The organism is Sporofaciens sp. JLR.KK001 (genome assembly GCF_036941055.1).
GTDB lineage: Bacteria > Bacillota > Clostridia > Lachnospirales > Lachnospiraceae > Sporofaciens.
The window spans coordinates 57,299-81,261 of the sequence record NZ_JAYMNO010000003.1 but is presented as its reverse complement, the minus strand read 5'-3'; the positions used below and the strand labels follow the sequence as shown (position 1 = coordinate 81,261).

Below are 23,963 nucleotides of genomic sequence, written 5' to 3'. Positions count from 1 at the left end.
TTGGACAGACTCGAACAGGCCAGACTTGTGTGATATCTCTCATCAAATTTTTCCCAATAACGGTATAAAAGCAAAATACATAACGCCGTATGAACGTCTTCTGTAAATGCCATCATATCATACCCCAAAGCTTCTATCCAACCTCCCCAAAAAGAATCCCTGTCAATTCTCATAATCTCCTGAAATGTCATACTAATACTATCTACCTTTCTTCATAAAAATGGAAAAAACTATCAGCTATTTCCAATAGTTTTTCCAGTACATACAGTGCAACAAAGAAATTCCAATTAAGGTTCCTAAATGTAATTCCATGTTCTATATCTTCGCCTATGTAAAACCCAATGATATAATATCTGCCCTTTTTCACATGGCTTTTGACCCACTCTCGTGCAACAGGCTGTTCCACAATACGAAGCGCCCGTCTGATACGCTCATGTTCCCTGGCAAACTGATTATGTATGATATCCTTGTTATCTGCCGCAAACTCCAGATACTTTATGATTTTTTCACTGTACAGATATATTGCGGCCCTCCCATATGGAAAATCAAGGCAATCCAGGACCGGTCCAGGAATTTCCCCAAACAGCCCTGTCTGGATTTTGGTAAATAATTGCTTCTGATATTTGCTGATGTAATCAGCCCGTACCGTATCATCCCAGGATAGCAAATCCTCATAATCTACATCCATGACCGTTTCTGCAACTGACAAATCAATAAATTCCTTTTGAAAGGATGACCAGTTGATAAAAGCTTCCCATAACTCCCCGCCGATTCCTTCCATAACATTTACCAGGCTGCTGCGGCAGGAGTTCTTTGCTGCATAGTCAACTTTGATATTCAGCAGATTAACAGATTGAAAATGCAGTTCTATATCTCCATGGGCCAATTTTTCAAAAAACACACAAAATAGCTTTATTGGAATTAAAATATTACAGTCCTTATCTTCTAACAGCTTCTGTATTTCTTCTTCAACATCAAAATCAAATGGCGTTAAGTTACCTGTCATAACTGCGTTAATATTCATCATGGCTTCTCCCTGAAAACCGAATAACCTTTAAATGCATCAAAATAATAAATCCCGCCGTTCCACTCCTGTTCAGACAGAATCTCAACCACACATTTCAAAAGCAGATTTGCTGCCAACAGATTCGTAACCAAATGCTGAGGCTGCCTCATATTCACCCGCTGACAGCTCTCCTCGCTTCTTGGCAGGGAATCGTCCTGCAGGATTTCCGGAAAATAATGTACCCGGTCAGGGGATATCTCGCTTCCTGCAATGCGCACACCTACAACGACTTCTCCAACTGAATATTCATTCGCAGAATCCAGATAGAAACAGGAAATGCTCTTCCGGAAATATGCATGCAGTACTTTTCTGCACGCATGATTATCCACACACCCAATCAGGATCGTTACATAGTCTTCCTTTTCAAATTTCTCCAGTTCATATACATGTTTCAGATATTCCGGATAATAACTGCAGGTTACCTGAAATGCCTCCTGTAAAATCTCCGCCATAACAGCCGCCTTCTTCCGCCCGACATCCTCCGGGAGGAACGGCTGTCTGGAGACATTATGTTCCTCCACCAGATCGCCGTCTATTAACAGTATGCTGCAGCTATTTTTATTGGAGGCTCTATATAAAAATCTGCCAAGTTCTTTGATAAAATTACCTCCGGTTCCCCCGCAGCCAACAATAATAATATTATATTTCATGCCTCTGACCTTCCTTCAAAAATATCCTCTAATGCCACTTCACCGAATATGCCTGCAACACCTACTCGAAGCGCATATCCAGGCGTATGCCTGTCCAGATTTCCAAACACCATATACAACCGTATGCCTTTCTCGTCTTCATTATCTACGCTCGAAAAAAAGGCTGAATACATTCCGTGGCTATGGATATCCATAACCAGAATATATTTCTGCTCCATCTGCAGATCTCTTTTGAATTTTACGGAACCTCTGGTTACACACTGCTCTGGTTCAAAGAGAATGTAGGAGTCTTTGGAATTATCATAGAAAATCTGCAGCGCATGCTCAAGCGCCGGTGTTTTCTTAAAAATCCTGATTACATCCTCCAATATCCGTCTCGGAATTTTGTGGGCAGACAGCTGAAAGGCTGCCTGATCCTTTTTTGAGCTGTTACATCTGAAAACGCCAAATGGCGTGGTTTCCACACGCCATTTGTCCTGATACTCATCTTCTATGATCTCATGCTTCCATCCTGGGTTCAGCGGCCGGATTTCAAGCCCTTTCCTTGAACTGATCAATACCGGCACAACAAAATGTCTCTGATCGTACTGCATATCCGTCCTGTCCTTCGTATATTCGGGATAAACACCTTCGAGTACCTCTCGGATCTCCTCCAGGGTCGCGGAACGTTTCCCCTGAATATCCTCCGGATTAATCGTAAGGGAGAATCCGCTCGCCCTTACTTCCACTGGAATTGCAACCGATTTATCCTTCTCTTCCTGCCCCGATTTCATAACTGGAAACAGATGATTCTGCTCCTCAATATAGGCAAATCCACACTCAGAAAACTCCGGATAATGACTGGCAAACTTCTGTTGAAGCTCTGCCTCTGTCACCTCTGAAACGCCGAAATCCTCCTCCCCATATGTTTCCTGTATCCCAAGATATCCAACCGTAACAGGGAAGGTATACTTTTTCCCGCCTGGAGCATTTCTCTCCATAAATGGAATCAGCAGCTTTTGTTTTTCATCATACTGGAATCTGCAGCCGTCATATTCAGGATGTGCTTCTACCCACAATGCCCTTATCTCATCCAATGACATCTTTGTGTCCAGCCATAAAGACTCCGTACCGGCTGCTACTTCCAATGGGAATTCCAGCTTATCTTCATTCGTAAATTCCTTGTACATAATCTCCGGCCGGATATAGGTTTCTATTCCTTCTTCTTTTTCTTCTACATTCATAACAGAAATTTTGAAGAAGATACTAGCCAGTTCCCTGAATGTGCTGCGGATGTTTTTCTTGAGCGTATCTTCACTCCACGTGCCCGCGGCCTCATCATAAAATACATGACGCAGATGCCCTGCACAAAATGAAACCGGCAGCTTGTAATTTGTTCCCTGCTTCTTTTCCTTCTTTTCTTTTTTTTCTTTTTAGGCTTTGCAGATGCCTTCTTTTCATCCTTCAGTTCTTCTTCTGTAATTCCAAAAATATCAAATAGATCCATTCCTGTCCTCCTTCTTTATAATACCCTTAATCAGGGTGCCAATATTTCCCCTGTCGCTCATTACAAGCAGCTTTTCCGGGAATTCCTCTTTTTCTTTTAATTTCTCCAGCACATTGCGCAGATTGTCTGTCTTCCATTTCACCGAGCGCTCCGCAGTAAAATAATCATTGTTGCAGGGACTGTCATAAAACAGAGAGCATACCACATCCAATTTCCTTAATTCCGTAATCTCCGGCAGACTGTTGCTCCCCCAGCACACTTGATGTGACTGCACATTTACATTTCCATACGGAAAATTATATAAAACAGACTTCTCATTCCACTGTGTACCCGTCAATGCATATACCTCCGTTGAACAAACCCGCCCGTGTATAATATGAAAACAGAACAGAAGTGCAGGAAACGGGATTATGTACTTCGTCTCCTCAAACTGTAATGAGATTCTCTGCTTTGAAACTGTCAGCAGCATATGCCCGCTTATTGTCATATCGGATTCCCTCCGGATCGTCCCATCATAATAATTCTGAGGCAGCCTGCCAATTCTGTAGAACACATCCACATTCCTGGCATTTTTCATTGCTTCCAGCAGTCTGTCAACATCCACATACTTTGCACTGCGCGTTTTGTCTCCCCGGATTACTTCTACATGTGCAGCATGATAATAATTACCGCCAAATTTTTCATCATCCAATGTTATAACCGTCTTCATACTCAGTACCTCATATTAAATAGCCCTTCTCATTGCTGTACTGCATCCTGGCATGGATTCCAGTTTAATCACCGGATAATCTTCCTGCAGTTCATTATTTAAGATAGTCCCCAGATGATTTAGCAGATAAACAATCAATGTTAACAACCTAACTCAAGCAACTACAACATATAGTGTTTCTTTTAATTGGCACGGGATTCCCTGTGCCTTTCTTTATTTATAACCACTAATACGATTAAAATATTGCACAAAATTCGCCCATAAAAATCAGCATATTTACTATTGACATAAGCTCCAAAAAATGCGGCGCAGCCCTTGTTTATATTACTTTTTTAAGGGGGCTGCATCGTATGAATTTAATTCAAATCTTAGTCGATATTATCTGTAACACATTACTTGATCCACATGTCCTTGAACGGGCCAGAAACAGAAAAGGGGCTTTTACACGCAATTGCGGGAAACTTCCCTATTGGACATTGATCAAACTGTTATTAAGAAATTCCAAGAAAACTATTTCTTCATCACTGGATGAATTCTTTACCGAATTGCGGCATATATCAGGAATTCCAATCTCTGATACTGTGAAATGTTCCCAACAGGCTTTCAGCAAGGCCCGTTCCGGCATTGATCACTCTATTTTCAAAGAATGCTTCGAACGTGTACTTGACTTCCTTTGCAGCAGGGATTCCCTGGATTTCCATTCACGTTTCATGGGTGTATGGGGACGGCAGATCATTGCTGTTGACGGCTCTAAAATACCTCTTCCTAACCGTAAGACTCTTCTTGATAAATACGGCAGCATAGGGAGAGGCCAAAACTCTCCCACTGCCATTGCCAGTGTTGCTTTTGATGTACTGAATCACCGCATCCTTGATGCACAGCTCGAACCCATGAGCGTCGGTGAACGTACCCTTGCCATAAGGCATATGCAAAATATAAAAAGCAAAGCACGGACGAATCTATTATACACCATATTTGTCTTCGATAGGGGATATGCTTCAAAAAATTTATTTTCTTTTATCGAAGACACCTTACATGCCGGATATCTCTTCCGGTTAAGGACTAAATTTAACACGGATATTGATGCACTCCCTGTACCGGCGGATCGAAATGGAATCAGTGACTATATCTTTTTCCTTGATGGCAGGAAAGTACGCATCCTTAAATTTTACCTCCCAAGTGGGACGGTGGAAACGCTGATCACAAATGATTTTGACCTTGCCAAAGAACTGTTCCGCCAGTGTTACTTCCTTAGATGGCCGGTGGAGGAGAATTATAAGCTTGTCAAAGAAAAGATCGGGCTCACTAATTTCCGGGGCTATTCCGAGAACTCCGTTCTCCAGGAATTCTGGATATCGGTATTGCTTGCAAACCTGGCTCTTGCCATAAAGCGGGAGACGGACGGCATTGTTGACAGCACCATAAACCAGAAAGGGAATCAGAACAAATATATGACAAACATGAATGAGCTTGTCGGATACCTGAGCCGTCATATAGGAGAATATATGGATGCTGATACAGACACAGAAAAGTATGGCATCATCCGCTGTATATTTGATTTTGCCGTATCTCACCGGGTGTGTGACAAAAAGGGCAGCGGGGAATCAAATCTACGTACAACTCCAAGAAAAGTCAAACATCATTACAATAACAAGACTACACACTAATACCATTTAAGAAAGGTGGTGGTGCCAGTTTCTTTATATTCTACAATACAAACGCCATATCTAAAAAAACAGCTGATAGCAACCAAGGGGAAAGTCTGCCCTTTTTTCAGTGTATTTTAATCATTTCTATCATCTGCTATTATTGGTTTAATAGCTTAATCCTATTGTGATATCATGCCACTACTAAGTTGTTAACATTGGATAAACAATATCTTCCAGAGAAGCCTTTTTTAGACATGCTTTATTCCCTGAAACAATTCCCATTACCTGTTTAAAATCATCGTTATCTCTCGGTTCTACTTCCTCCAGTTTATCAATCAGCGCTATCAATTCATTTACTTTTATCATATTCCTTCCTTTCAATGTGCAAATCCACAGTAATTCAGCACATAATCAAACCCAAGCCCATTTTCATACAGCGGGCGCATACAATAGTTGTAAAGTCTATAGTCATCAGACTTCATCCTCTCAAAGCGGTTCGGATGAGGTTCCAGCTGTACCCCCATGCAGCAGTAGACACAGCCGGATCTGTAAACCCCTGTATTTTGGAACACGCCATTGCGGCACTCTATTGTCCCATAGATACTGCAAATGTTGAGATTATTTACGGCAATATACCGTAGGATATCCTGACGGGTCCAAAAACCTAGGGGCTGGGATTTTGGGTGCTTTGCATCATATACATTGCAGCCTGTACGGTTATATTCCCTCTGCCTTCTGTACCCTTCATCCTGTGTGATCCCAATATAGGGAACCCTGCCTGTCTCCTTGTTATATGCATAAATTGGCTGCTTTTTCGTAATGTCACAGCACAGTTCGCTGATATCAAAAGGCGCATTTACAAGGAATTTCCACTTTTCGGCCAGCTTTCCAAAACTTCCTCTTTCGTCTCCGTTCAGAAGATAATTTCGATAACGGGCGCTTAGGTTGCCATGCCGCAGCTTTCTAATCTTTGCTGCCGTCTCTTTACTGACCAGCGGGTATCCATGCACTTCCAGCACTTCCTTGAATGACATCTTTGGCCTCAGAACAGTCACATTATCATATAAAGAAACAAATCTGACGATTTCCGGATACTCAAGCCCAGTATTCACAAATACCAACGGAACATCCCCGACCGTTTTTCTGACAAGATCAACAAGTACCGTTGAATCCATCCCGCCTGAAAAAGATACATAGACGTCACCCTCGTGGAAATCATACCAGTCCTCAATTCGTCTCCTGGAGAGGATAAGCTTTTCTTCAAAAGGAAGATACTTTCTCTGGGCAAACTGCCATTCATTCAGTTTCAGTTCATTGTCCATTATAAACATCTTATCCGCCCTCTCCTATAAAGCCATAATCAATCTCTTCTCCTGCCAGGTATAGGATAAAAACTGCGACTTCATATAAGAAAAAGTCCTGAGAAATGCTTTTTTCCTTCATTCCATCAGAACTTTTTCCTGTATTTGCTGCCTGTCTCTTTTTGAATCTGGCCAGCCAGCCCCGGGCGGTTTTTACCGCATGATCCTTATTCCCGATAATCCTGCCGTTCTCCAGTCTTGCCTCTTCCAAAGTAACTGTCTCTGCTGTGTCAAATTCATAATTCCCTATATTCAGTTTGTTTTGGAAATATTTTAATGCCTGATACGAAACATGCAGATTTTTTACCACTGCGCTTACCTCGTATTCATCGAATATTTCACCGTCCTCGATCAATTCCGCATAACGGAATGCGTCCGCGGAATAGGCATAATAGAATCCCAGCGACATATGATAGTTATAATCATCATTTCCCGCTGACATCCCATGAAACCTTAGAAATTCCTGGACATCTGTATCCTCCTTCTTCTTCACTCGATCTGCCATTTTCTTCTCTTTGTTGTACGCATAACAACTTCCTCCTTCTATTAATATTTTTGCATAAAAAAACATCTGGCATAGTACCAGATGCAAAATTCTTCCCACGCTTCCCCCTGATGATAGATAAAAACCTGTTACCAGGGATTTCACGCCTTCTCCTCTTCCTAAGAATCAGAGTATGAAAAGAATCTTTATGCGTTCATTATATTGCATACGAAGCAGAATGTCAAAAACTTTATAATGTTAATCCACACTAATTCCAACCGCCCTTTTCTCTTATTTGACATTTTACAAGCATAAAATACAAAACCTTACTGTTAGGGTGAAATGTATCCGCAGCCTTTCCCTACTTCGGAGGCTCCACCCTTACTTTCACTAACTCATTCGCTGCACGGACAAGGTTGTCCCGGTAAGACAGATTCTTATAACGTTTGATCTGAATCTGTGTGACCCCCATCTGCCTGGCTACCTGCTCCGGGCTTGCTTCATATGCAAACATTGTGACCGCACAAGTATTTCTCAGCGCTTCTGCACTGTAATTCGGTACGCCGGCAAGTTCTGTATATTTCTTCATGAGCCTGCTGATATACATGGTATTCAGCTTATTCCCGCGGCTGTTATAGAACAGATATTCATGTTCTTGCCTCTGGGCAATATACTGCCCTAAAATCACAAACACATCCTCCGGTATAAAACAGGGGTCCTTCCGGCTTGGCAGTTCCGCATACACACCATTGTCATATGCAACAATATCACACAGCTTCAATCCTACAATCTCTGTCGATGAAAGCCCTACCCTCTGAAGCAGGGCAAAAATACAATATGCCTGGAGGTCATCCTGCGCTTCGGTAAATATCTTATCAATATGTTCTACCGGGATCGTCTTTGCGTATTTATCTATCTTTGCAATCCTTTTTAAATAAGGAAGGAAGTAGTCCCGAAATGATGCCGGGACCTTGTATTTCCCACGCTCATCACAGATATATTCAGCCAGGGAATGCAATTCCCGGATTTTCTTTGCCATTGTGCTTGGCTGCATCTTTCCTGTCTCCAGTTTCTTCTGCAGATATTCAAAATAGGCTTCTGCTTTTTCATAGTCCAGCTGTAAAAAATCACTCTCGCAGAACCGCATAAATTCGGCCACATCTACTTCATATGACGCAATACTGACTTCATTACGGAAATGTGCGGTAAAATCTGGCCAGATTACTTGCAGAAACTGGTCGGAAGCGTGTATGCTGTTCATTTGGCCTGCCCTCCCTTGTTGACTGATCCGCGGAAGCGGATTCACAATATGTTATAAGTATATATTCATACTATAACATATATTATATGTCAAATTCAAGTGATACTATAAATTTGATTACTCCGCACTATCTTCTACTTTAGCATTCCCTACCACAGATTCCTTAAAATCTTTTCATAATCAACACGCAGCGAATTTACCTGTCTACTTGGCAAGGAGCAATATCAAATCAATATACCATTTTTCGGAACTCTAAAAACTCCGTAATTGATAAACAGACTCTAGGTCTAACAAAATAGCGCATAGCCCGCTGGATTTCCACAAAAACTATACGCTAAATACACATAACTATATTTTTATACCCGGGGTCTTAAGCCAAACTACAGATTCCCCTTCAGTCCTATTTCCGCAGCCTTCTCCTTCATGCCTTCTATAGTTTCCCGAATCACTTCATCCAGTTCCATCCCCAGCATCTCACAGCCACTGCGGACAACATCTCGATTGACGCCGAACGCAAAAGACTTATCCTTAAATTTCTTCTTTACAGACTTTACTTCCAGATCCAATACACTTTTGGATGGGCGCATCAGACATACCGCATTAATCAGACCCGTCAGTTCATCCACTGTAAACAATACTTTCTCCATCCGGCTTTCCGGTTTCGTATCCGTACAAAGTCCATAGCCATGACATTTCATAGCACGGATATAGGCTTCATCAATTCCCCGCGCCTGCATGATTTCTTCTGCCTTTTTGCAATGTTCCTCTGGATATTTCTCATAATCCAAATCATGCAGCAACCCGGCCACACCCCATACGTCCTCATCTTCGCCATTTAAACGTGCAAAATGCCTCATCACTGCTTCCACAGCCAATGCATGCCTTTGGAGCGCCAATGTCTTTGTATATCCCGTCAGCAGCCCCCACGCTTCTTCCCTTGGTAACTTTCTTTCCATTGTAAAACCTCCTAGTATAATAATGTAATGTTTCCCACCGCTGGTTCAGCGGCAAATTAAAAAATTGTATAAATGGCCGCGGTACCCATCATACGGCGGCATGACATTCCCGTAAGGAAATGCTAACGAAAACAAACCTGTACCAAAAACATGTACAAAACCGTTCCTCCCCCGATGCTGAGCAACGTGTTCTTTCGCCATTTATGAAGCACAACAATAGAGGAAACTGCAATCATCTCCGGTATCACAAAATACTTTCCGGCAAAAGCATCCTTTAGGCAGTAAACCACCAAAAGCCCAATCACCGCATATGGAAGTACCGTTCCCAAATAAGATATGTATGCCGGCGGCTTCTTCCCTTCCGGAAATATAATAAACGGAAGAAACCTTGTAAGCATAGTGCCAGCCACCACTACAATTATTGTAACAATCTCCTGTACGGCTGTCATAATACCGCCCCCTTATCTTTTCTCTTCTTATCAGCAGAAAAACACAGTATAATCAAAGCCATCGCCGGCAAAATAAAATTCCCGCTCCCAAATATCAGCAGACAAAGCAGAGAACATCCAAGACCTGTCAAAGCCGGCCGGTGGTCTTTTGCCTCCTCCCACTGATTTATAAACATCACTACAAATAAAGCTGTCATGACAAACTCAATCCCCGTTGTATCAAAATGAATGACATACCCCAAAAGAGCCCCAAGCGTCGCTCCAGAGACCCAGTAAATCTGGTTCAACAGTGTTACAAAAAGCATAAACCAGCCTTTATCAACATCCGCAGGAGGCGTTACCGTACAATTGACAGTAAAAGATTCATCACACATGCCAAAAATCAGATATGGTTTCTTCCATCCCGTATTTTTATATTTTTCCAACATTGATATCCCATAAAACAGATGTCTGGCATTCACCATCAATGCCAGAAAAAAAGCATGCAGCGGATGAAAAGCAGACAGCAAGAGTTCTGCTGTGATAAATTCCATAGAACCAGCAAATATAAACATGCTCATAAGCATTGGATAAACAAATGAGAAGCCTTTACTCCTCATCAAAAACCCATAGGACATCCCAAGAAATAAAAAACCCACACAAATCGGCAGTGTATAAGGCAATGCCGCCTTAAATGCTTTTGTTTTCATCAAATTTTTCTCCCTTTTGTTGACTTCCTTTTCGATATTTTTTATAATGTGGAATATCATACTGTACATTCGTCTGATATTTTGAACGATTTTGTTTTTTATATTTTACAACTGTTCGATATATCTGTCAAGCAGAAAGGAAATTTTATGGAACTGGGAAAAGTTATAGCAATTAATCTGAGAAATTTAAGAACAGAACGGAACCTGACACTGGGACAGCTATCAAAAATATCAGGTATCAGCAAAGCGATGCTGTCAGATATAGAAAAAGGCGGCAGCAATCCTACCATCAACACCATCTGGAAGATTGCCAATGGATTGAATGTGCCATACACCCGACTAATGGACGGTATCGAAAAAGAGGCGACTGTTATACGCAGGTCAGAAACTACTGCACAGAAAGGGGAATCCGAGCATTACCGGGTATACTGCTATTTCAAAAGTACTCCCGTCCGGAATTTTGAACTTTTTTATGTAGAATTAGACGCCCAATCCTCCAATGCCTCTATTGGACATTCCAAAAAAGCCCAAGAATATGTTTATGTGATTCGCGGGGCGCTGATTCTTCATACGGAAACAGGGGATTATACACTGGAAGAAGGAGATTCTCTTGTATTCGACTCCTCCATCGGTCATACTTACATCAATCAGAAAAATATAATGGCGGCTTTCATGGTAATCAACTACTACCCTAATTAACATCTTCATCTGCCTTCCAATACAGACTCACTATAATCCACGTTCACTATTGTCTGCCAATATTTTGTCAAATTTAAAAAAAGCCACTATAGGATACCTATTCCTATAATGGCTTATCATCTATTCTGAATCTTCCTTTGAAAGCATTTCAAGGATTTCCTCAATACTTCTTCCTGACTCAGCTACTGCCTTGTACAATCTTTCTTTTTGAGCCTCTTCAATTTGGCTGTTTAATTCCTTCTTCTTTTCTTTCAATACTTTCATATGTTCTTTACATTCTGCGATATCCTTTTCCACAGCTTCCAGCTGCTCTTCCAATGTAAGATTATTTGTAAGTAGGAAATAATCCGTATCTGTCAATTCATGTGTATTTCTGATACAATCACTTCAAATTATGGAGGTATTGCCTATGGATAAAAATGAACTTACAAAGACAGAATTCTGGACAAAACGTATCCAGGACTTTCATGAAAGTGGTTTATCCCAGAAAGAATGGTGTCAGGAGCATCAAATTCCACAATCAACTTTTGGCTATTGGATCCGGAAGCAAACAAAAGAACAGCCAGATGAACCTATTTTTGCAAAACTTCCTTCCCAACAGGAAATCTCATCTGATCTTTCAGTCGGCGGTGTGCCTGTAACGATCTATCTTCCCGGAAGCATCCGGATTGAAATTGGTGCCGGGTGTCCTGTCGGACTTATGGCTTCTTTGATCCATACACTGAGTGCTTATGCTTGATCTGGCCGGCGGAACAACTGTGTATCTTGCATGTGGTGTCACGGACTTACGAAAGAGCTACCAGGGATTGGCGGCTATTATAAAACTAAAATTCCATCTGGATCCGTATTCCCGTTGTATGTTTGCCTTCTGTAATCGCAGACGCACATCAATCAAAATCCTCCAATGGGACGGGTCAGGATTTTGGATCTTAATGAAGCGGCTGGACCATCATTCCTTTCACTGGCCGGATACACCAGATGAGTTGAAAAAAGTTACGTTAAAAGAAATACACTGGCTGTGTGACGGATTATCCCTGGATCCCAAGGGCGCTTTCAAGGAGCACCATCCCAAGATTGTCATCTAGCCAAAAACGGAGTCTGTCAATTCGCAAAAAGCTGAAAATCTTAGGATTTTCAGCAATTTTTCCTCTGTTTTTCTAACGCATTTCCCCTCGAAAACAGCACGGTTTTATGGTATTCTTTTCTTAGCTTAAAACAATCAGGAGCACCGGACTATGGAACCACTTTTTTCTAAGAAACAATTACAGGAAATGAGTAAAGAAAATATAATCACACTGCTTACAACCATGCAGGCGCATCAGCAAAAGCAGGAAACTAAGATCCAGCTCCTGACGGAAAAAATGAAGGAGCTGGAGTTCATGAATGCGCTGCTTTCTGACAGGCTGGCGCTTGCCCAGCGGAAACAGTTTGGTGCCTCCAGTGAAAAGTACGCGGATGGATATACGCAGATGGATCTGTTCAATGAAGCAGAGCAGGAAGCGGATCCGAATGCAGCGGAACCGGAAATGGAAGAGATCCATCCGAAATCTTACAAACGCAAAAAACCTGCTGGAAAAAAGGAAGAAGATCTTTCTTCTTTTGAGACGACAGAGGTGATCGAACATAAGCTGGAAGGGCAAGAACGGTTCTGCCCGGAATGCGGGACGAAATACAAAGTAGTGACGACAGAGAAAGTAAAATATCTGAAATTTATACCGGCCCGTTTCGAAGTCGTAGAAGAGATCACATATATTTACAGCTGTCCAAAATGCGGAAAAATGCAGCGGCCAGAGAAGGCCCAGGCACTTATGAAAGGGAGTGTCGCCACACCATCCCTGGTTGCAGGTATCATGAATGCCAAATATGTAAATGGGATGCCGCTTGCACGCCAGGAGCGGGAATTCGCGCGGTATGATCTGAATCTGTCAACCAAAACGATGGCAAACTGGATCATCCTGTGTGCCGGGCGGTATCTCCAGCCGGTCTATGACCTGATGAAGGAGGAATTCCTTTGCAGTAGGTATGTCCATAGCGACGAGACACGGATCCAGGTCATAGACGAACCGGGGCAGAAAGGTACGACACAGAACTGGATGTGGGTGTATCTTACGGATGAGAATAGTGGATCTCCGAGAATGGTACTCTTCCAGTATGAGAGAACCCGGGGCGGCTACCACCCGGTGGAGTTTCTGGGAGATACATTTGAGGGTTATCTTACCTGTGATGGATACCAGGCGTACCATAGTCTCCCGGAGAAGATCACCGTGACAGGGTGTATGGCCCATGCAAGGCGGCGTTTTGATGAAGCCCTTACAACATTGAAAAAGGATTTCACCAAAGAGCAGCTGAAAGAAACAACTGCATATCAGGCAATGGAGCGGATCGGCATGCTCTATAAGATAGAAGAAATGCTCCGAGGCAAATCGCCGGAGGAAAAATATACCGAGCGTCAGAAGCAGTCAAAACCGCTTTTAGATGCCTTCTTTGAGTGGCTGCATTCCCTGGAGGATGCAGTAGACAGATCATCGAAAATAGGAGAAGCGGTATTGTACACGATAAACCAGGAACAATACTTAAGAAGATACTTGGATGACGGACATTTGAGTATCGACAATACGGCCGCTGAGAGAGCCATTAAGAACTTTGCGGTAGGACGCCGCAACTGGCTGTTTTCTAAGAGTATCAAAGGAGCAGAGGCCAGCGCAACCGTATACAGCATAACAGAAACGGCGATCCTGAACGGACTCAAGCCCTATAATTATCTGACCTACATATTGGAAAAGATGAAAGATTTGGCTCCATTTCCGACAAAAGAAGACATTCTTCCACTATTGCCCTGGTCAGAAACAATACCGGAAAACTGTCGTACCAAACGACCAGAGGGGACATCCACTTAGCAGAAACTGTTAGGTGGATTTTTTTGTCAAAGTACGGATGAATCTCTATTCATCTTTAAGGAATATTTTACCAAATGCGTAGATTTATGAACAGATACGGATTATTTCCTACTTACGATTATTTTGTTTTTTACGTCTTCCAGCCATTGCTCGTCCTCCAATCAAAAATATTATCTACATCCTACCACCGATCCGGTGAAATTACTATACTTTTCTTTCCATTTTTCTTTAATATTTCAAATCCACGATGGAGCAATATTGTCCGTTCAAGCCACTTAATCTTCTTTCAATAAGTCAGTACTTAAATCATCTTCACTCAGGCGTGAAAAAACCCCAACGTAAAATCTCGGATTTTGCAATAGACATCCCGGCATAGGATTCTATTTCTTCCGGGGTGATGTCCTCATCCAGCTGTGCAAACTGCTTGACATATCCGGCAAGCTGCTCATCGCTTAACGAGCAGATCTCGTCCCCGGTATCTCCGGCAACAAAAAAGGGCCGCATACCACATCCCATCGATACGCCGGTTGCCCTCCATGCCGTTCAGCTTGTTTTCTTCATTGATTACCAGAAGCGTCCCATCGCCATTGCCGATATTCAATCCGCCCCTACACAGCCCTCTGTTCCCCTTCCAGCGTGTTTGGGATCTCCGATTAATAAGGTTTCCGGTGCGGCTCCACCAAAATCCTTTGAAACAAATTCCTTTATTTTCTCTTTAAAGTCTACAATTTTTTCTCTTATGATATCCTCTGTTTTTTCTTGCAAATATGATAACAAACCATTAAACTTCTGTTCTTCTAATTCATTTTCTGCTAAAAGACACAATATATAAAATTCTGTTTCATCTTTATTCATACTTGGTATTCGAATCGGATATTGGATAATTTTTTCCTGATATTCTTTTCCAATATCCATATTAATGCCCTCTATGTCTTTAAATTTATTTTTGATTGCATAGGACACATGTCTTTCATCAGCGCCAATTACAAAAGCTACTTTTCCATTAAATAAAAACAGCCTCATTGCTTCTAATGTATCTAAAATAGTATTTGGACTGCATCGATCCAATTCATCCACATAAATAACAAGTTTCTCAATTCCTGCCGCTTCTATCAACTTTGCAAATTTCTCTCTGAACTCTTTTATATCTTCCCGCAGTTCCTTATAATCTAACTTCTCCTTTATATCTTTAATTACTGCTTCTTCATCTAATTCCCCTAAAACTTTTTTTGATTTTTTTATTACAGACTTCATTGTCAAATTAGCAATTGAACCGATTCCACCTGTTAGTGCCAAATCAATTCCAAATTTTATTCCTCCTTTAATTAGTTTAAATTTATCAACACTTTGATAGAGTGCCCGTATTATCTCAAGCGCTGTTCCTTCCAATTTTCGGTTTTCTTTTATTCCATCTAATATTGATGATAAAATTGCCGTCTTTGCATCGTCATAGCTCTCATACAACCAGCCATTAAATAATAAACAGACTGTATCATCTTTTTGCTCTTTAAGCTTTTTCATACACATATGCATCAAACTCGATTTGCCACTTCCCCAGTCACCATACAAACCTATACAAGATGGAAGCAACTTTTCATCATTTATGGTATCAATCATAATATCAACAATATACCCATAATCTAAATAATCAATTTCTGTTTCACTATCTCTCCACATAAATTCCTCCATGATTCTGCCTATAGTAAATATTTATCGGCTAAATTTACCTTTTTCTTTATTTCCTCCACTAACTGGTAAACCGTCGTACATTGACACATCTTAGATGGTATCGTTTTTCCTTCTCGAACACACTGCCCATACTTCTGCCTTGCTATTTGTAGAGCTTTTTCTTCATCTCCTGTCCGGGAAATCTTTTCTTACAATCCCGCATCTGATTTTGAATATTTTTGTCCTGTTTTTCTTTGAAAAATCTTTTCAAACTCATCACAGCATACCCAAGATTCCATAATAGCTGGCATTGCTCCATAATAGGAGTACATCCATATTTCAAAACATGGATTTGACCAGCCCAAATTTATGCCCAATGCCTCCGCTTCCTTTATGATTTCATCAAAATCTTTTACCTCATCCCTGTCAAACACAATCCAAGGCATACGATATTGCGCATCATATGCTGTCATTTCCAGACATTTATCAATCATTACCCTTGTCTTAGTTTCCACTACCTTGATTACTAATTTATTCTGTATGTCTTTCGGAAGCTCTTTATGCAGTCCCTGAAAATAGCATCTTTCTGTTGCCTCTGTATCTGTAACCACCAAATAATAACCCAATTCCGGAATCTTTAATGGCTGTCGCTGTTCTCTGGTCTTTCGGTTACCAGTCCTGTCTTTTCTTGCCATATTATGATCATCCCTCCTTAAAGATATCAATACTCTTTAATGTTGGAATCGCACCATACTTTCCAATCAGATAATTTTTTTCGTAGCTTTCATCTTTTCGAATCCTGGCACCAGATTCATCTACAAAGTCCGCCAGAGAATACAATTTAGAAATCCCCTGTCCATCTTTTTCCGTAAACCACACCTCATCCCTCCGAAGAAGCTGATTAGACAGCTGCCATGTATCATGTGTTGTAAAAATCAACTGTGCATGATTCGTATTGATTTCTGGATTCAGGAAAGTAAGCAAAAAGTTCCGAACCAGTAACGGATGCAGACGAGCATTTAATTCATCAATGAAAAATACGCTTCCCTTTTCCAAAACATCCTGTAATTCTGGATACAATGCAAACATTTTCAATGTCCCCGCCGATTCCATGCCCAAAGGAATAGCTGCAAATTCATCAGAATCTATTTTTTTGTGCAATGCACTGATTTTATATGTTTCTTCTTTCGTTTCAGTGTCATGCGGAACCCTTTCTATCTCAAAATCTTTAATGTGCTCATCAAAAGAGGCAAAATACTCTATCACTTTCTTTTGCACACTATCATCGTCTACAAAGCCTTTCGGCAAACGACGTGACAAAAAGAAATTGGTAAATGGATCCCCAAAATCTGCGAACTCATTTGCCAGAAACCAGTCCCGAATGTCTTTACACTTATTCACTTTCAATTTTGCTCCAAGAGAAACAATTAAAACCTGCTTCTCCAATGCCACCTGAATATTCTCCCTACTGCTCTTTGGAAGACCTGACAAGTCCAGTGTATTTTCTTCAATAGAACGATAAAAAACAGACTTAAACTTACGCGCTGTCTTAGCCTTCGAATTCAGCCATTCCTCTGTAACTCCATGTCTGTCAACACAAAAGCCATAATTATATGTTTTTTCTGTCTTATCCCCTGAAATTGTAAAATATATTTCAAAACTAGACTCAGCATTACCTGAAATACTATCAAACAAAAATGGAGTTGGCCGATATTCCTCAAATTTTTCTTCTTCATCCCCATATTTGAAAGATTCAATCACATAATCTGCCATATATTCAAACGCATTATATATATTAGACTTCCCACTGGCATTTGCACCATATATAGCCGCCATAGGCAAAATTTTTTCATTTCCTTCCGAAACCACCCTGTCAGAAAATTCTGTCATCTTTGCCGCAGATAAATCCAAAATTGCTTCATCTCGAAATGATTTAAAATTTTTAAAATTAAATTGTATAAGCATGCTTGCACCTCACATTTTTCTTTACTAACTATTGTATCACATTTTATCATTTTTTCAACATGTAAATTCGATTTATTCTCACTTATATGTATTTTATTATCGCATTTTAACATAATTATCTTTGTCTATCCATAAATTTACAATAAAAAAAGATGGGTCCAGCTACTTCCTGCCAGATACATCTATTGCTATCCTCACTTTATGTTATTTATCTGCTAACGCTATACACACTTTTTACAGCTATCTGTGTATACTGTTCCTTTTCCTGCCCTTATGGGGACACGATACACATAATACACACTCAAAACGGGGCTACAATTTAGGGTAGCCCAAATAAATTTCATCATAGCTATCCAGACTTTCCGGCACGGATACCAGCTCTGGCCTCGCCTTTGCCCTCAAGTCATTTTTTGCCTGCTCAATACAAGTATTGTAATCGGCGGCATACGGAACCTTTTGCTCAATCTTGAACAGATCGGCTCCAACTGCGGCGGCGATCATTTTTGCCACCTTTTCCGAAGCCAGTACCATGGAAATCAGTTACAATGTAACCGGCCCCCGCCGAAAAGAGCTGGCAACTGCAGTAAGCGACTTCATCGGAACGGCTCCGGCAGCGGGGTTTTTGGTGCCTACAATTTTTCCAAGGCAATTCCGTATATAAAATATCCGCTAAAATGTTCTCACGGCATAATGTCGGAATTATACTTTTTAGCGGATATTGTTTTTTGCCCCCAACTGTGCCTCCGATATCCAAGGCCTTACCGTCTTTTTACTCCCTGCTTATTGTATCCACCACCGTCATTTTCTTGATCTGCTTCGCCGGCCCCATAACCGCCAGACATACGGAGCCAAGCATAATGAACACAATCACCAAAAGCTCCCATCCCGGAACGCTCCATTCATCTCCCCATCTGGAAGTCACAAGGTTTTGAAACAAAACCTTATTAAGCGGCAGCCCGATCACACATCCTAAAAGAACACCAAAGACCGTATAGGTCATTGTCTCACCCAATACCATCCTGTTTAACTGCCGCACAGTCATTCCAATCGCCCGCATCGCGCCATACTCCCTCATCCGCGCCGACACGCTCATGGCAATGTTATTGATGATATTAAAGAAACCAATCAGAGCAATCACTGCCAAAAAACCATAGAGAAATACGGACATCGAATAGCTCGCCCCTTTCGTTTCTTTGTTTCCGATCCGTTTGTCAGAAAATGCAACACTACTGCTACATTCCTGTTCCATTACCTTGCGGATCTCCTGCACCTGTGAATCCGTTGCATCCCGATTAAGCTGTACATCAAGAACCGCATACCCGTCTTCTCCTGTCAGTTTCCGGAACAATTCTTCCGAACAGACTGCCATCCCTGTCATACTGTCTGTATTACCGTCCACTCCATAACTGTACGGAACATCTCCAAGGGTACCGACGATGGAAGCTTCCTGCTCCCTGCCGCCTGCCGATACCGTGACATTGCTGCCTGCTGCAAATGTATTCCCTTCCCGATGTACGGAAAGCATGCCTTTTCCATCTATCGCATCCTGAAGATTTCCCTCAATCAGAGAATCCTTTGCCCACTGAAATTGCTGGTCATCATAAGAAATCACGATAAGCGTGCTCCCTTCTCCTGGAACCGTAAACTCTGCATAACCCCTGCCAAATGCACGCTTCACGCCCGGGTATTTTCTGATTACTTCATCAAGCTCTGACGGAATCTGATTAGTATAATCTTCCTTATAAATATAAAGATCAGGAGCGGACGCACGAAGCGGCGTAAGCGCATGATGCATAAAATCAATAGCTGTGCCAAATGCAAGGAACAGGATAATACTGAATGCAAAAGAACTTGTTACCAAAAGGAAATTCTTCTTACTTCCAGAAGCATGATGAACCCCCAACGCCATATCCACTTTAAAAATCCGTGTATTTGCCGTCCTTTTTACTGCCTGCACGGTTCCTGCATTTCCGGAAACTGCTGTTAACGGAGACACTTTCGCAGCACGCTTAGCCGGAGACCTTGCAGCCAGAAATACAGTAACGAATCCCACGATCATTCCGGCTGCGACCGCTATATAACTGACTCCGAACACCGGCAATCCTTCAAAAAGCCCCGGACTTAGACAACGCAGCATTCCACAAAGAACCCATACCATACAGATCCCCGCAATAATGCCCGCTGGAATGGCCGTCCTGCACCAGCCAAGCGCTTCTCTTCGCACAAAACGGATCACTTGCTTTCCGGTTGCCCCAAGGCATCTCATCATACCAAAGAATTCTGTCCGCCGTGCGATATTACTGTTCATACTTGCTGTAATCATAAAGATTCCTGCAATCACGACTAACGCCGCCAAAACTGCCGCCACAAAATATAGCTGCAGGATATAGGTATCCTGGCTCTGAAACATTAGCATAAGAACCTTTACATTCTGACGCACCTGTCCCTCTTCCATGCCAAACTGCGCGCTGATCTCACGGATTGCTTTCTGGATATTACAAAACTTCCGAAACTCTACATAATAAAGCACTTCCTGTGCCGATTTTGTTTCTTCCGGCCGCAATGCAGAAAATCCGTCCGTATTCAGATACATGCCAAACGCGTCATGCTCTGCCTCTAATGCCGTATCTTTCGTAATCCCGGTAATATGATACTGCTTCATCTCCCCCTGAGGAGTTGCCATGCTGACAGTATCTCCCACCTGCACGCCCAGCCGAGTCTTTGCACTCTCATTCAGTACTGCCTCTTCGGTATTTTCCGGAAATGTTCCCTCTGTAAGCTCCGCTGCCGGAAACATTTCCAAAAGCTCTTTGTCAAACCCACAGACTGCCGTCTCGATTCCCTCAATCCGATAACCGTCTCGCAGATAATAATTCAGCACCCCATACCGCGCGATATGTTCCACCTCCGGCCGTGCTTTCAAAAGCGCTCCCTGTTCTTCATCCATCACAAAACCTGCATGCCAGCTTCCATCGCTCTTAACCGCCTGTATCATCTGGGAACGAATCTCCATATCCGCCATCCCAAAAATCACCGTGACCAGAAATACTGCCAGCACGATGCAGAGCCTGGTCATCCGGTTCTGTTTCTTATGCTGTTTCGCCGATATTTGTATCAAATCCAGATAATGCTTCAATCCGACACACCTCCCAGCTCAATAAGCTCACCGTCCGTAACCTGGAACACCCGGTCTGCCTGGGACGTCAGGTTCATATTATGGGTAATCATTAAAACAGTCTGCTGATAATGCCTTGACGCTTTGCACAAAAGATCCATTACATCCTGGCTGCTCTGGGAATCCAGATTCCCGGTCGGCTCATCGGCAAGAACCAGCGCCGGTCTCATAATCAAAGCACGCCCTATGGCCACCCGCTGCTGCTGTCCGCCAGAAAGCTGTCCCGGCAAATGCTTCCGTCTGTTCGTAAGCCCCAGTACCTCTAAAATCTCATCCACCTGTTCCTGATTCGGTTTCTTGTAATCTAACAGAAGCGGGAAGATAATGTTCTGCTCTACATCAAGCTCTGGAATCAGATGAAAGGACTGAAAAATAAACCCGATATTCTGTCTGCGGAAGACTGTTCGTTCATTTTCCCCCATCGCAAATATGTTTCTGCCATTTAAAAATACACTCCCGGCGTTTGCCTCATCCAACCCGCCAATACAATTCAGAAGCGTGCTCTTCCCAGAACCGGATGCTCCGACGACCGCTCCGAATTCTCCTCTCTGCATGGATAAAGAAACATTCTTTAACGCATCTACACGGGCCTCTCCGCTTCCATAAACCTTACACAGATTCTCTACTTTTAATATTTCCATACAATCCCCTGCCTTTCTCAACTATTCTTTTTTGGATGTACAAAAAAAGAATAGCATCTTGACCTTACATTCCGGTGAATGGAAACTTACAGATTAGTAAGAAAGGTCAGCCAGAAGACGCTCCCCTCTCCCGGCCTGCTCTCCACAGACAGATTTCCCCCCTGACCTTCCACAATTGATTTCGCCAGGGAAAGCCCAAGCCCTGTCCCCTGCCGGTCACTGGAAGACCGGCTCCGATAAAACTGTTTAAAAATATGATGGATGTCTTCCTGCGCAATGCCTGACCCGTTATCTTCTACTGTCATGCGAAAAACTGCAGGGGTTCTTTTCCACGATACACGGATAACATCTCCTGTTTCCGTATGATCGAGCGCATTTTTTATAAGATTCCCAACCGCCTCCTTCGTCCACTCCTGATCGCAGAGCAGTCTCTCCTCTGGCCTGCCGTCCATCAAAATCTCTTTTCCCTCCTGCTTCGCGCGTTCCAGCAGATCGTCCACTGCCTGCCCTGCGACTTCTGCCGCAAAACACTCCCGTTTTTCAAAAACTATATTCCCAGTATCCAGACGCGCCATTTTTAAAAGAGACTGTATTAACTGCTCCATCCGTTCCAGAGATTTCATGGATTTCTGAGAAAAAATCTTCACCGTTTCTTCATTCTCGGGCTCATCCTTTATGATCTCCATATACATATTTAGAGCTGCAAGAGGCGTTTTCAGCTGATGTGAAATATTCGATATCATATCTCTTAAAAACATCTTCGCTTTATGTTCCATCTCACTCTTTGCCTGCAGCGACATAGCAAGTTGTTCAATACTGCCAAACAACTGGAAAATTGCCCCTGTTTCTCCTGCGGGCAGATGGTTTTCAAACCGGTTCTGGTCATACTCTGCAATCACCGTTTCAATACTCTCATACATCTGCTCTCTTCTTCGCAAAAAAAATCCCGTACCGCCCAACACCATAATCGCAAACACCAGACCTACAAAAAGCAGCGCTGCAATCTTCCAAACGGACGTTTGCTCTGCAAACAGCAGTAAATAACTCTGCGTATGTTCTGTATGTCCGATGGTTTCCAACAGTTGTTTCCCTTCTTCCGTTACCTCCACATGATTCCATGCAGAAGCCACCAGCGCAGGTGAAACTTCCTGTTCCAACAGATAAGAAGCTGCCGCAAGCTCGCGTTTTATAAGAATTCTTCTGATATCCTGTGCCTGAAAAATGCCGCAGATTCCCAAAACGCAGATCTGCAGCAAACAAATCACTACAAGAAACAGATAAAACCTTCGTGTCTGCTTTTCATATAGAAATTTCACACTTCTCACTCCTCCCACTGGTATCCAAATCCCCGGACCGTTTTCAGATGCTCCGGCCGAGACGGGTTCTTCTCCAGTTTCTCTCGCAGGCGGCGTATATATACGGACAGCGTGTTATTGTCCACAAAGTTCCCTGCGCCGTCCCACAGTTTGTCCAGGATCATCCCGCGGGTAAGAACACGCCCGCTGTTTTGCAGCAACAGACAGAGAAGCCTGTATTCTGCCCCTGTAAACTCTGCCAATTTATCTCCTAAGAATACTTTCCCTTCTGCAAGATTTATCGTCAGATCACCCGAACGCAGGATATTTCCTTCCTCATTCTTCCTATTACTGCGCCGCAGTAGTGCGCGGATACGGGAACACAATTCTCCAAGCCTGAACGGTTTTGTAATATAATCATCACCTCCGCAGTCAAGACCGCGGATTACGCTTGTTTCCTCATCGGATGCCGTCAGGAAAATGATAGGAACCTGGTTTCCGGATTCCCTGAGCTTCTCACACAAGGTAAATCCATTCCCATCCGGCAGTGTCACATCAAAAAGAAGGATATCAAAATCGCTGCTCTTCGCAATCCGTTTTTCTGCCTCCTTTATCGTTCTGGCAACATCTACATCGAATCCGTTTTTCTTCAGAGAATATGTCAGACCGTCAATCAGACTGATATCGTCTTCAAGAAGTAACAGTTTCTGCAAATCAAACGCCTCCCTTTATTCGCATAATAACTCTGTTAAAATATATTATACATTATTCTCATGGAACAATATATATTTTTCTCAGATAGCCAATATTTCCAGTATTTACAAGGCTTTCATATATCACATTCTAGTATTTTACATCACGTT

27 protein-coding genes are annotated in these 23,963 nt (G+C 42.4%); 5 read left to right on the top strand and 22 right to left on the bottom strand.

Annotated elements, in window-relative coordinates:
- Positions 1-202: 202 nt before the first annotated feature.
- The 5 genes from VSQ62_RS30510 to VSQ62_RS30490 are packed head-to-tail and all read right to left on the bottom strand — an operon-like array spanning position 203 to position 3,911.
- A complete protein-coding gene (locus VSQ62_RS30510; RefSeq protein WP_334638600.1) occupies positions 203-1,027 on the bottom strand; it encodes a hypothetical protein in 825 nt (274 codons plus the stop codon).
- Positions 1,024-1,716 (bottom strand): ThiF family adenylyltransferase, encoded by a 693-nt coding sequence (locus VSQ62_RS30505; RefSeq protein WP_302168338.1) that lies wholly within the window; start codon positions 1,714-1,716, stop codon positions 1,024-1,026. The genes VSQ62_RS30510 and VSQ62_RS30505 overlap by 4 nt, the downstream gene beginning before the upstream one ends.
- Complete coding sequence (locus tag VSQ62_RS30500) at positions 1,713-2,939, bottom strand: hypothetical protein (protein ID WP_334638599.1); 1,227 nt, start codon at positions 2,937-2,939, stop codon at positions 1,713-1,715. The genes VSQ62_RS30505 and VSQ62_RS30500 overlap by 4 nt, the downstream gene beginning before the upstream one ends.
- Complete coding sequence (locus VSQ62_RS30495) at positions 2,936-3,202, bottom strand: hypothetical protein (protein ID WP_334638598.1); 267 nt, start codon at positions 3,200-3,202, stop codon at positions 2,936-2,938. The genes VSQ62_RS30500 and VSQ62_RS30495 overlap by 4 nt, the downstream gene beginning before the upstream one ends.
- A complete protein-coding gene (locus VSQ62_RS30490; RefSeq protein ID WP_334638597.1) occupies positions 3,189-3,911 on the bottom strand; it encodes a hypothetical protein in 723 nt (240 codons plus the stop codon). Before VSQ62_RS30490 ends, VSQ62_RS30495 begins: the two co-directional genes overlap by 14 nt.
- A gap of 350 nt (positions 3,912-4,261) precedes the next feature.
- Here VSQ62_RS30490 and VSQ62_RS30485 point away from each other — a divergent pair, with 350 nt between their 5' ends.
- Complete coding sequence (locus VSQ62_RS30485) at positions 4,262-5,578, top strand: IS4 family transposase (protein WP_288091876.1); 1,317 nt, start codon at positions 4,262-4,264, stop codon at positions 5,576-5,578.
- Between the two features lie 183 nt (positions 5,579-5,761).
- Here the strand turns inward: VSQ62_RS30485 and VSQ62_RS30480 are convergent, their stop codons facing one another.
- From VSQ62_RS30480 to VSQ62_RS30450, 7 genes are all read right to left on the bottom strand, one after another.
- The gene (locus VSQ62_RS30480; RefSeq protein ID WP_334638596.1) at positions 5,762-5,926 is read right to left on the bottom strand and encodes a hypothetical protein; all 165 of its coding nucleotides are present in this window, start codon (positions 5,924-5,926) and stop codon (positions 5,762-5,764) included.
- Between the two features lie 11 nt (positions 5,927-5,937).
- The gene (locus VSQ62_RS30475) at positions 5,938-6,891 is read right to left on the bottom strand and encodes a phosphoadenosine phosphosulfate reductase family protein (protein ID WP_160282123.1); all 954 of its coding nucleotides are present in this window, start codon (positions 6,889-6,891) and stop codon (positions 5,938-5,940) included.
- Between the two features lies 1 nt (position 6,892).
- A complete protein-coding gene (locus tag VSQ62_RS30470) occupies positions 6,893-7,426 on the bottom strand; it encodes a hypothetical protein (RefSeq protein ID WP_334638595.1) in 534 nt (177 codons plus the stop codon).
- A gap of 340 nt (positions 7,427-7,766) precedes the next feature.
- On the bottom strand, positions 7,767-8,666 hold the full coding sequence (locus tag VSQ62_RS30465; protein ID WP_334638594.1) for a tyrosine-type recombinase/integrase: 900 nt from the start codon (positions 8,664-8,666) through the stop codon (positions 7,767-7,769).
- Positions 8,667-9,046: 380 nt separating this feature from the next.
- Positions 9,047-9,622, bottom strand: a complete 576-nt coding sequence (locus VSQ62_RS30460; protein ID WP_016220488.1) for an HDIG domain-containing metalloprotein — start codon at positions 9,620-9,622, stop codon at positions 9,047-9,049.
- A 122-nt stretch (positions 9,623-9,744) separates the two neighbouring features.
- On the bottom strand, positions 9,745-10,071 hold the full coding sequence (locus VSQ62_RS30455) for a branched-chain amino acid transporter permease (RefSeq protein ID WP_159757547.1): 327 nt from the start codon (positions 10,069-10,071) through the stop codon (positions 9,745-9,747).
- On the bottom strand, positions 10,068-10,760 hold the full coding sequence (locus VSQ62_RS30450; RefSeq protein WP_159757544.1) for an AzlC family ABC transporter permease: 693 nt from the start codon (positions 10,758-10,760) through the stop codon (positions 10,068-10,070). Before VSQ62_RS30450 ends, VSQ62_RS30455 begins: the two co-directional genes overlap by 4 nt.
- Positions 10,761-10,907: 147 nt before the next feature.
- Between VSQ62_RS30450 and VSQ62_RS30445 the strand changes: the two genes are divergently transcribed.
- Entirely contained in the window at positions 10,908-11,459 is a 552-nt protein-coding gene (locus tag VSQ62_RS30445) for a helix-turn-helix domain-containing protein (RefSeq protein WP_159757541.1), read from the top strand.
- 120 nt (positions 11,460-11,579) lie between these two features.
- On the opposite strand, the gene VSQ62_RS30440 is transcribed toward VSQ62_RS30445, so the two are convergent.
- Positions 11,580-11,819: a flagellar export protein FliJ gene (locus VSQ62_RS30440; RefSeq protein WP_334638593.1), complete on the bottom strand. Its 240-nt coding sequence runs from the start codon at positions 11,817-11,819 to the stop codon at positions 11,580-11,582.
- 49 nt (positions 11,820-11,868) lie between these two features.
- On the opposite strand from VSQ62_RS30440, the gene tnpA reads away from it, so the two are divergent.
- The 3 genes from tnpA (at position 11,869) to tnpC (ending at position 14,356) form a co-directional block, all read left to right on the top strand.
- Positions 11,869-12,198: an IS66 family insertion sequence element accessory protein TnpA gene (gene tnpA, locus VSQ62_RS30435; RefSeq protein WP_334638592.1), complete on the top strand. Its 330-nt coding sequence runs from the start codon at positions 11,869-11,871 to the stop codon at positions 12,196-12,198.
- A 19-nt stretch (positions 12,199-12,217) separates the two neighbouring features.
- Entirely contained in the window at positions 12,218-12,544 is a 327-nt protein-coding gene (gene tnpB / locus VSQ62_RS30430; RefSeq protein ID WP_334633104.1) for an IS66 family insertion sequence element accessory protein TnpB, read from the top strand.
- Between the two features lie 150 nt (positions 12,545-12,694).
- Positions 12,695-14,356 (top strand): IS66 family transposase, encoded by a 1,662-nt coding sequence (gene tnpC / locus VSQ62_RS30425; RefSeq protein WP_334638591.1) that lies wholly within the window; start codon positions 12,695-12,697, stop codon positions 14,354-14,356.
- Positions 14,357-14,668: 312 nt separating this feature from the next.
- Here the strand turns inward: tnpC and VSQ62_RS30420 are convergent, their stop codons facing one another.
- From VSQ62_RS30420 to VSQ62_RS30380, 9 genes are all read right to left on the bottom strand, one after another.
- Complete coding sequence (locus VSQ62_RS30420) at positions 14,669-14,860, bottom strand: hypothetical protein (protein WP_159757535.1); 192 nt, start codon at positions 14,858-14,860, stop codon at positions 14,669-14,671.
- A 93-nt stretch (positions 14,861-14,953) separates the two neighbouring features.
- Positions 14,954-16,033, bottom strand: coding sequence for a KAP family P-loop NTPase fold protein (locus VSQ62_RS30415; protein ID WP_334638590.1), 1,080 nt, complete (start codon positions 16,031-16,033; stop codon positions 14,954-14,956).
- Between the two features lie 200 nt (positions 16,034-16,233).
- Entirely contained in the window at positions 16,234-16,719 is a 486-nt protein-coding gene (locus VSQ62_RS30410) for an RloB family protein (RefSeq protein WP_334638589.1), read from the bottom strand.
- Positions 16,720-16,726: 7 nt separating this feature from the next.
- Positions 16,727-17,989 (bottom strand): AAA family ATPase, encoded by a 1,263-nt coding sequence (locus tag VSQ62_RS30405; protein ID WP_016220485.1) that lies wholly within the window; start codon positions 17,987-17,989, stop codon positions 16,727-16,729.
- A gap of 312 nt (positions 17,990-18,301) precedes the next feature.
- Positions 18,302-18,520: a flavodoxin gene (locus tag VSQ62_RS30400; RefSeq protein ID WP_049948140.1), complete on the bottom strand. Its 219-nt coding sequence runs from the start codon at positions 18,518-18,520 to the stop codon at positions 18,302-18,304.
- Positions 18,521-18,758: 238 nt separating this feature from the next.
- Complete coding sequence (locus VSQ62_RS30395) at positions 18,759-21,125, bottom strand: ABC transporter permease (protein ID WP_334638588.1); 2,367 nt, start codon at positions 21,123-21,125, stop codon at positions 18,759-18,761.
- On the bottom strand, positions 21,122-21,805 hold the full coding sequence (locus VSQ62_RS30390; RefSeq protein ID WP_334638587.1) for an ABC transporter ATP-binding protein: 684 nt from the start codon (positions 21,803-21,805) through the stop codon (positions 21,122-21,124). Before VSQ62_RS30390 ends, VSQ62_RS30395 begins: the two co-directional genes overlap by 4 nt.
- Before the next feature lie 86 nt (positions 21,806-21,891).
- Positions 21,892-23,121 carry a sensor histidine kinase gene (locus VSQ62_RS30385; RefSeq protein WP_334638586.1) on the bottom strand — a complete coding sequence of 410 codons (1,230 nt, stop codon included), beginning with the start codon at positions 23,119-23,121 and terminating at the stop codon, positions 21,892-21,894.
- 5 nt (positions 23,122-23,126) lie between these two features.
- Positions 23,127-23,813 carry a response regulator transcription factor gene (locus VSQ62_RS30380; protein WP_334638585.1) on the bottom strand — a complete coding sequence of 229 codons (687 nt, stop codon included), beginning with the start codon at positions 23,811-23,813 and terminating at the stop codon, positions 23,127-23,129.
- Positions 23,814-23,963: the final 150 nt, after the last annotated feature.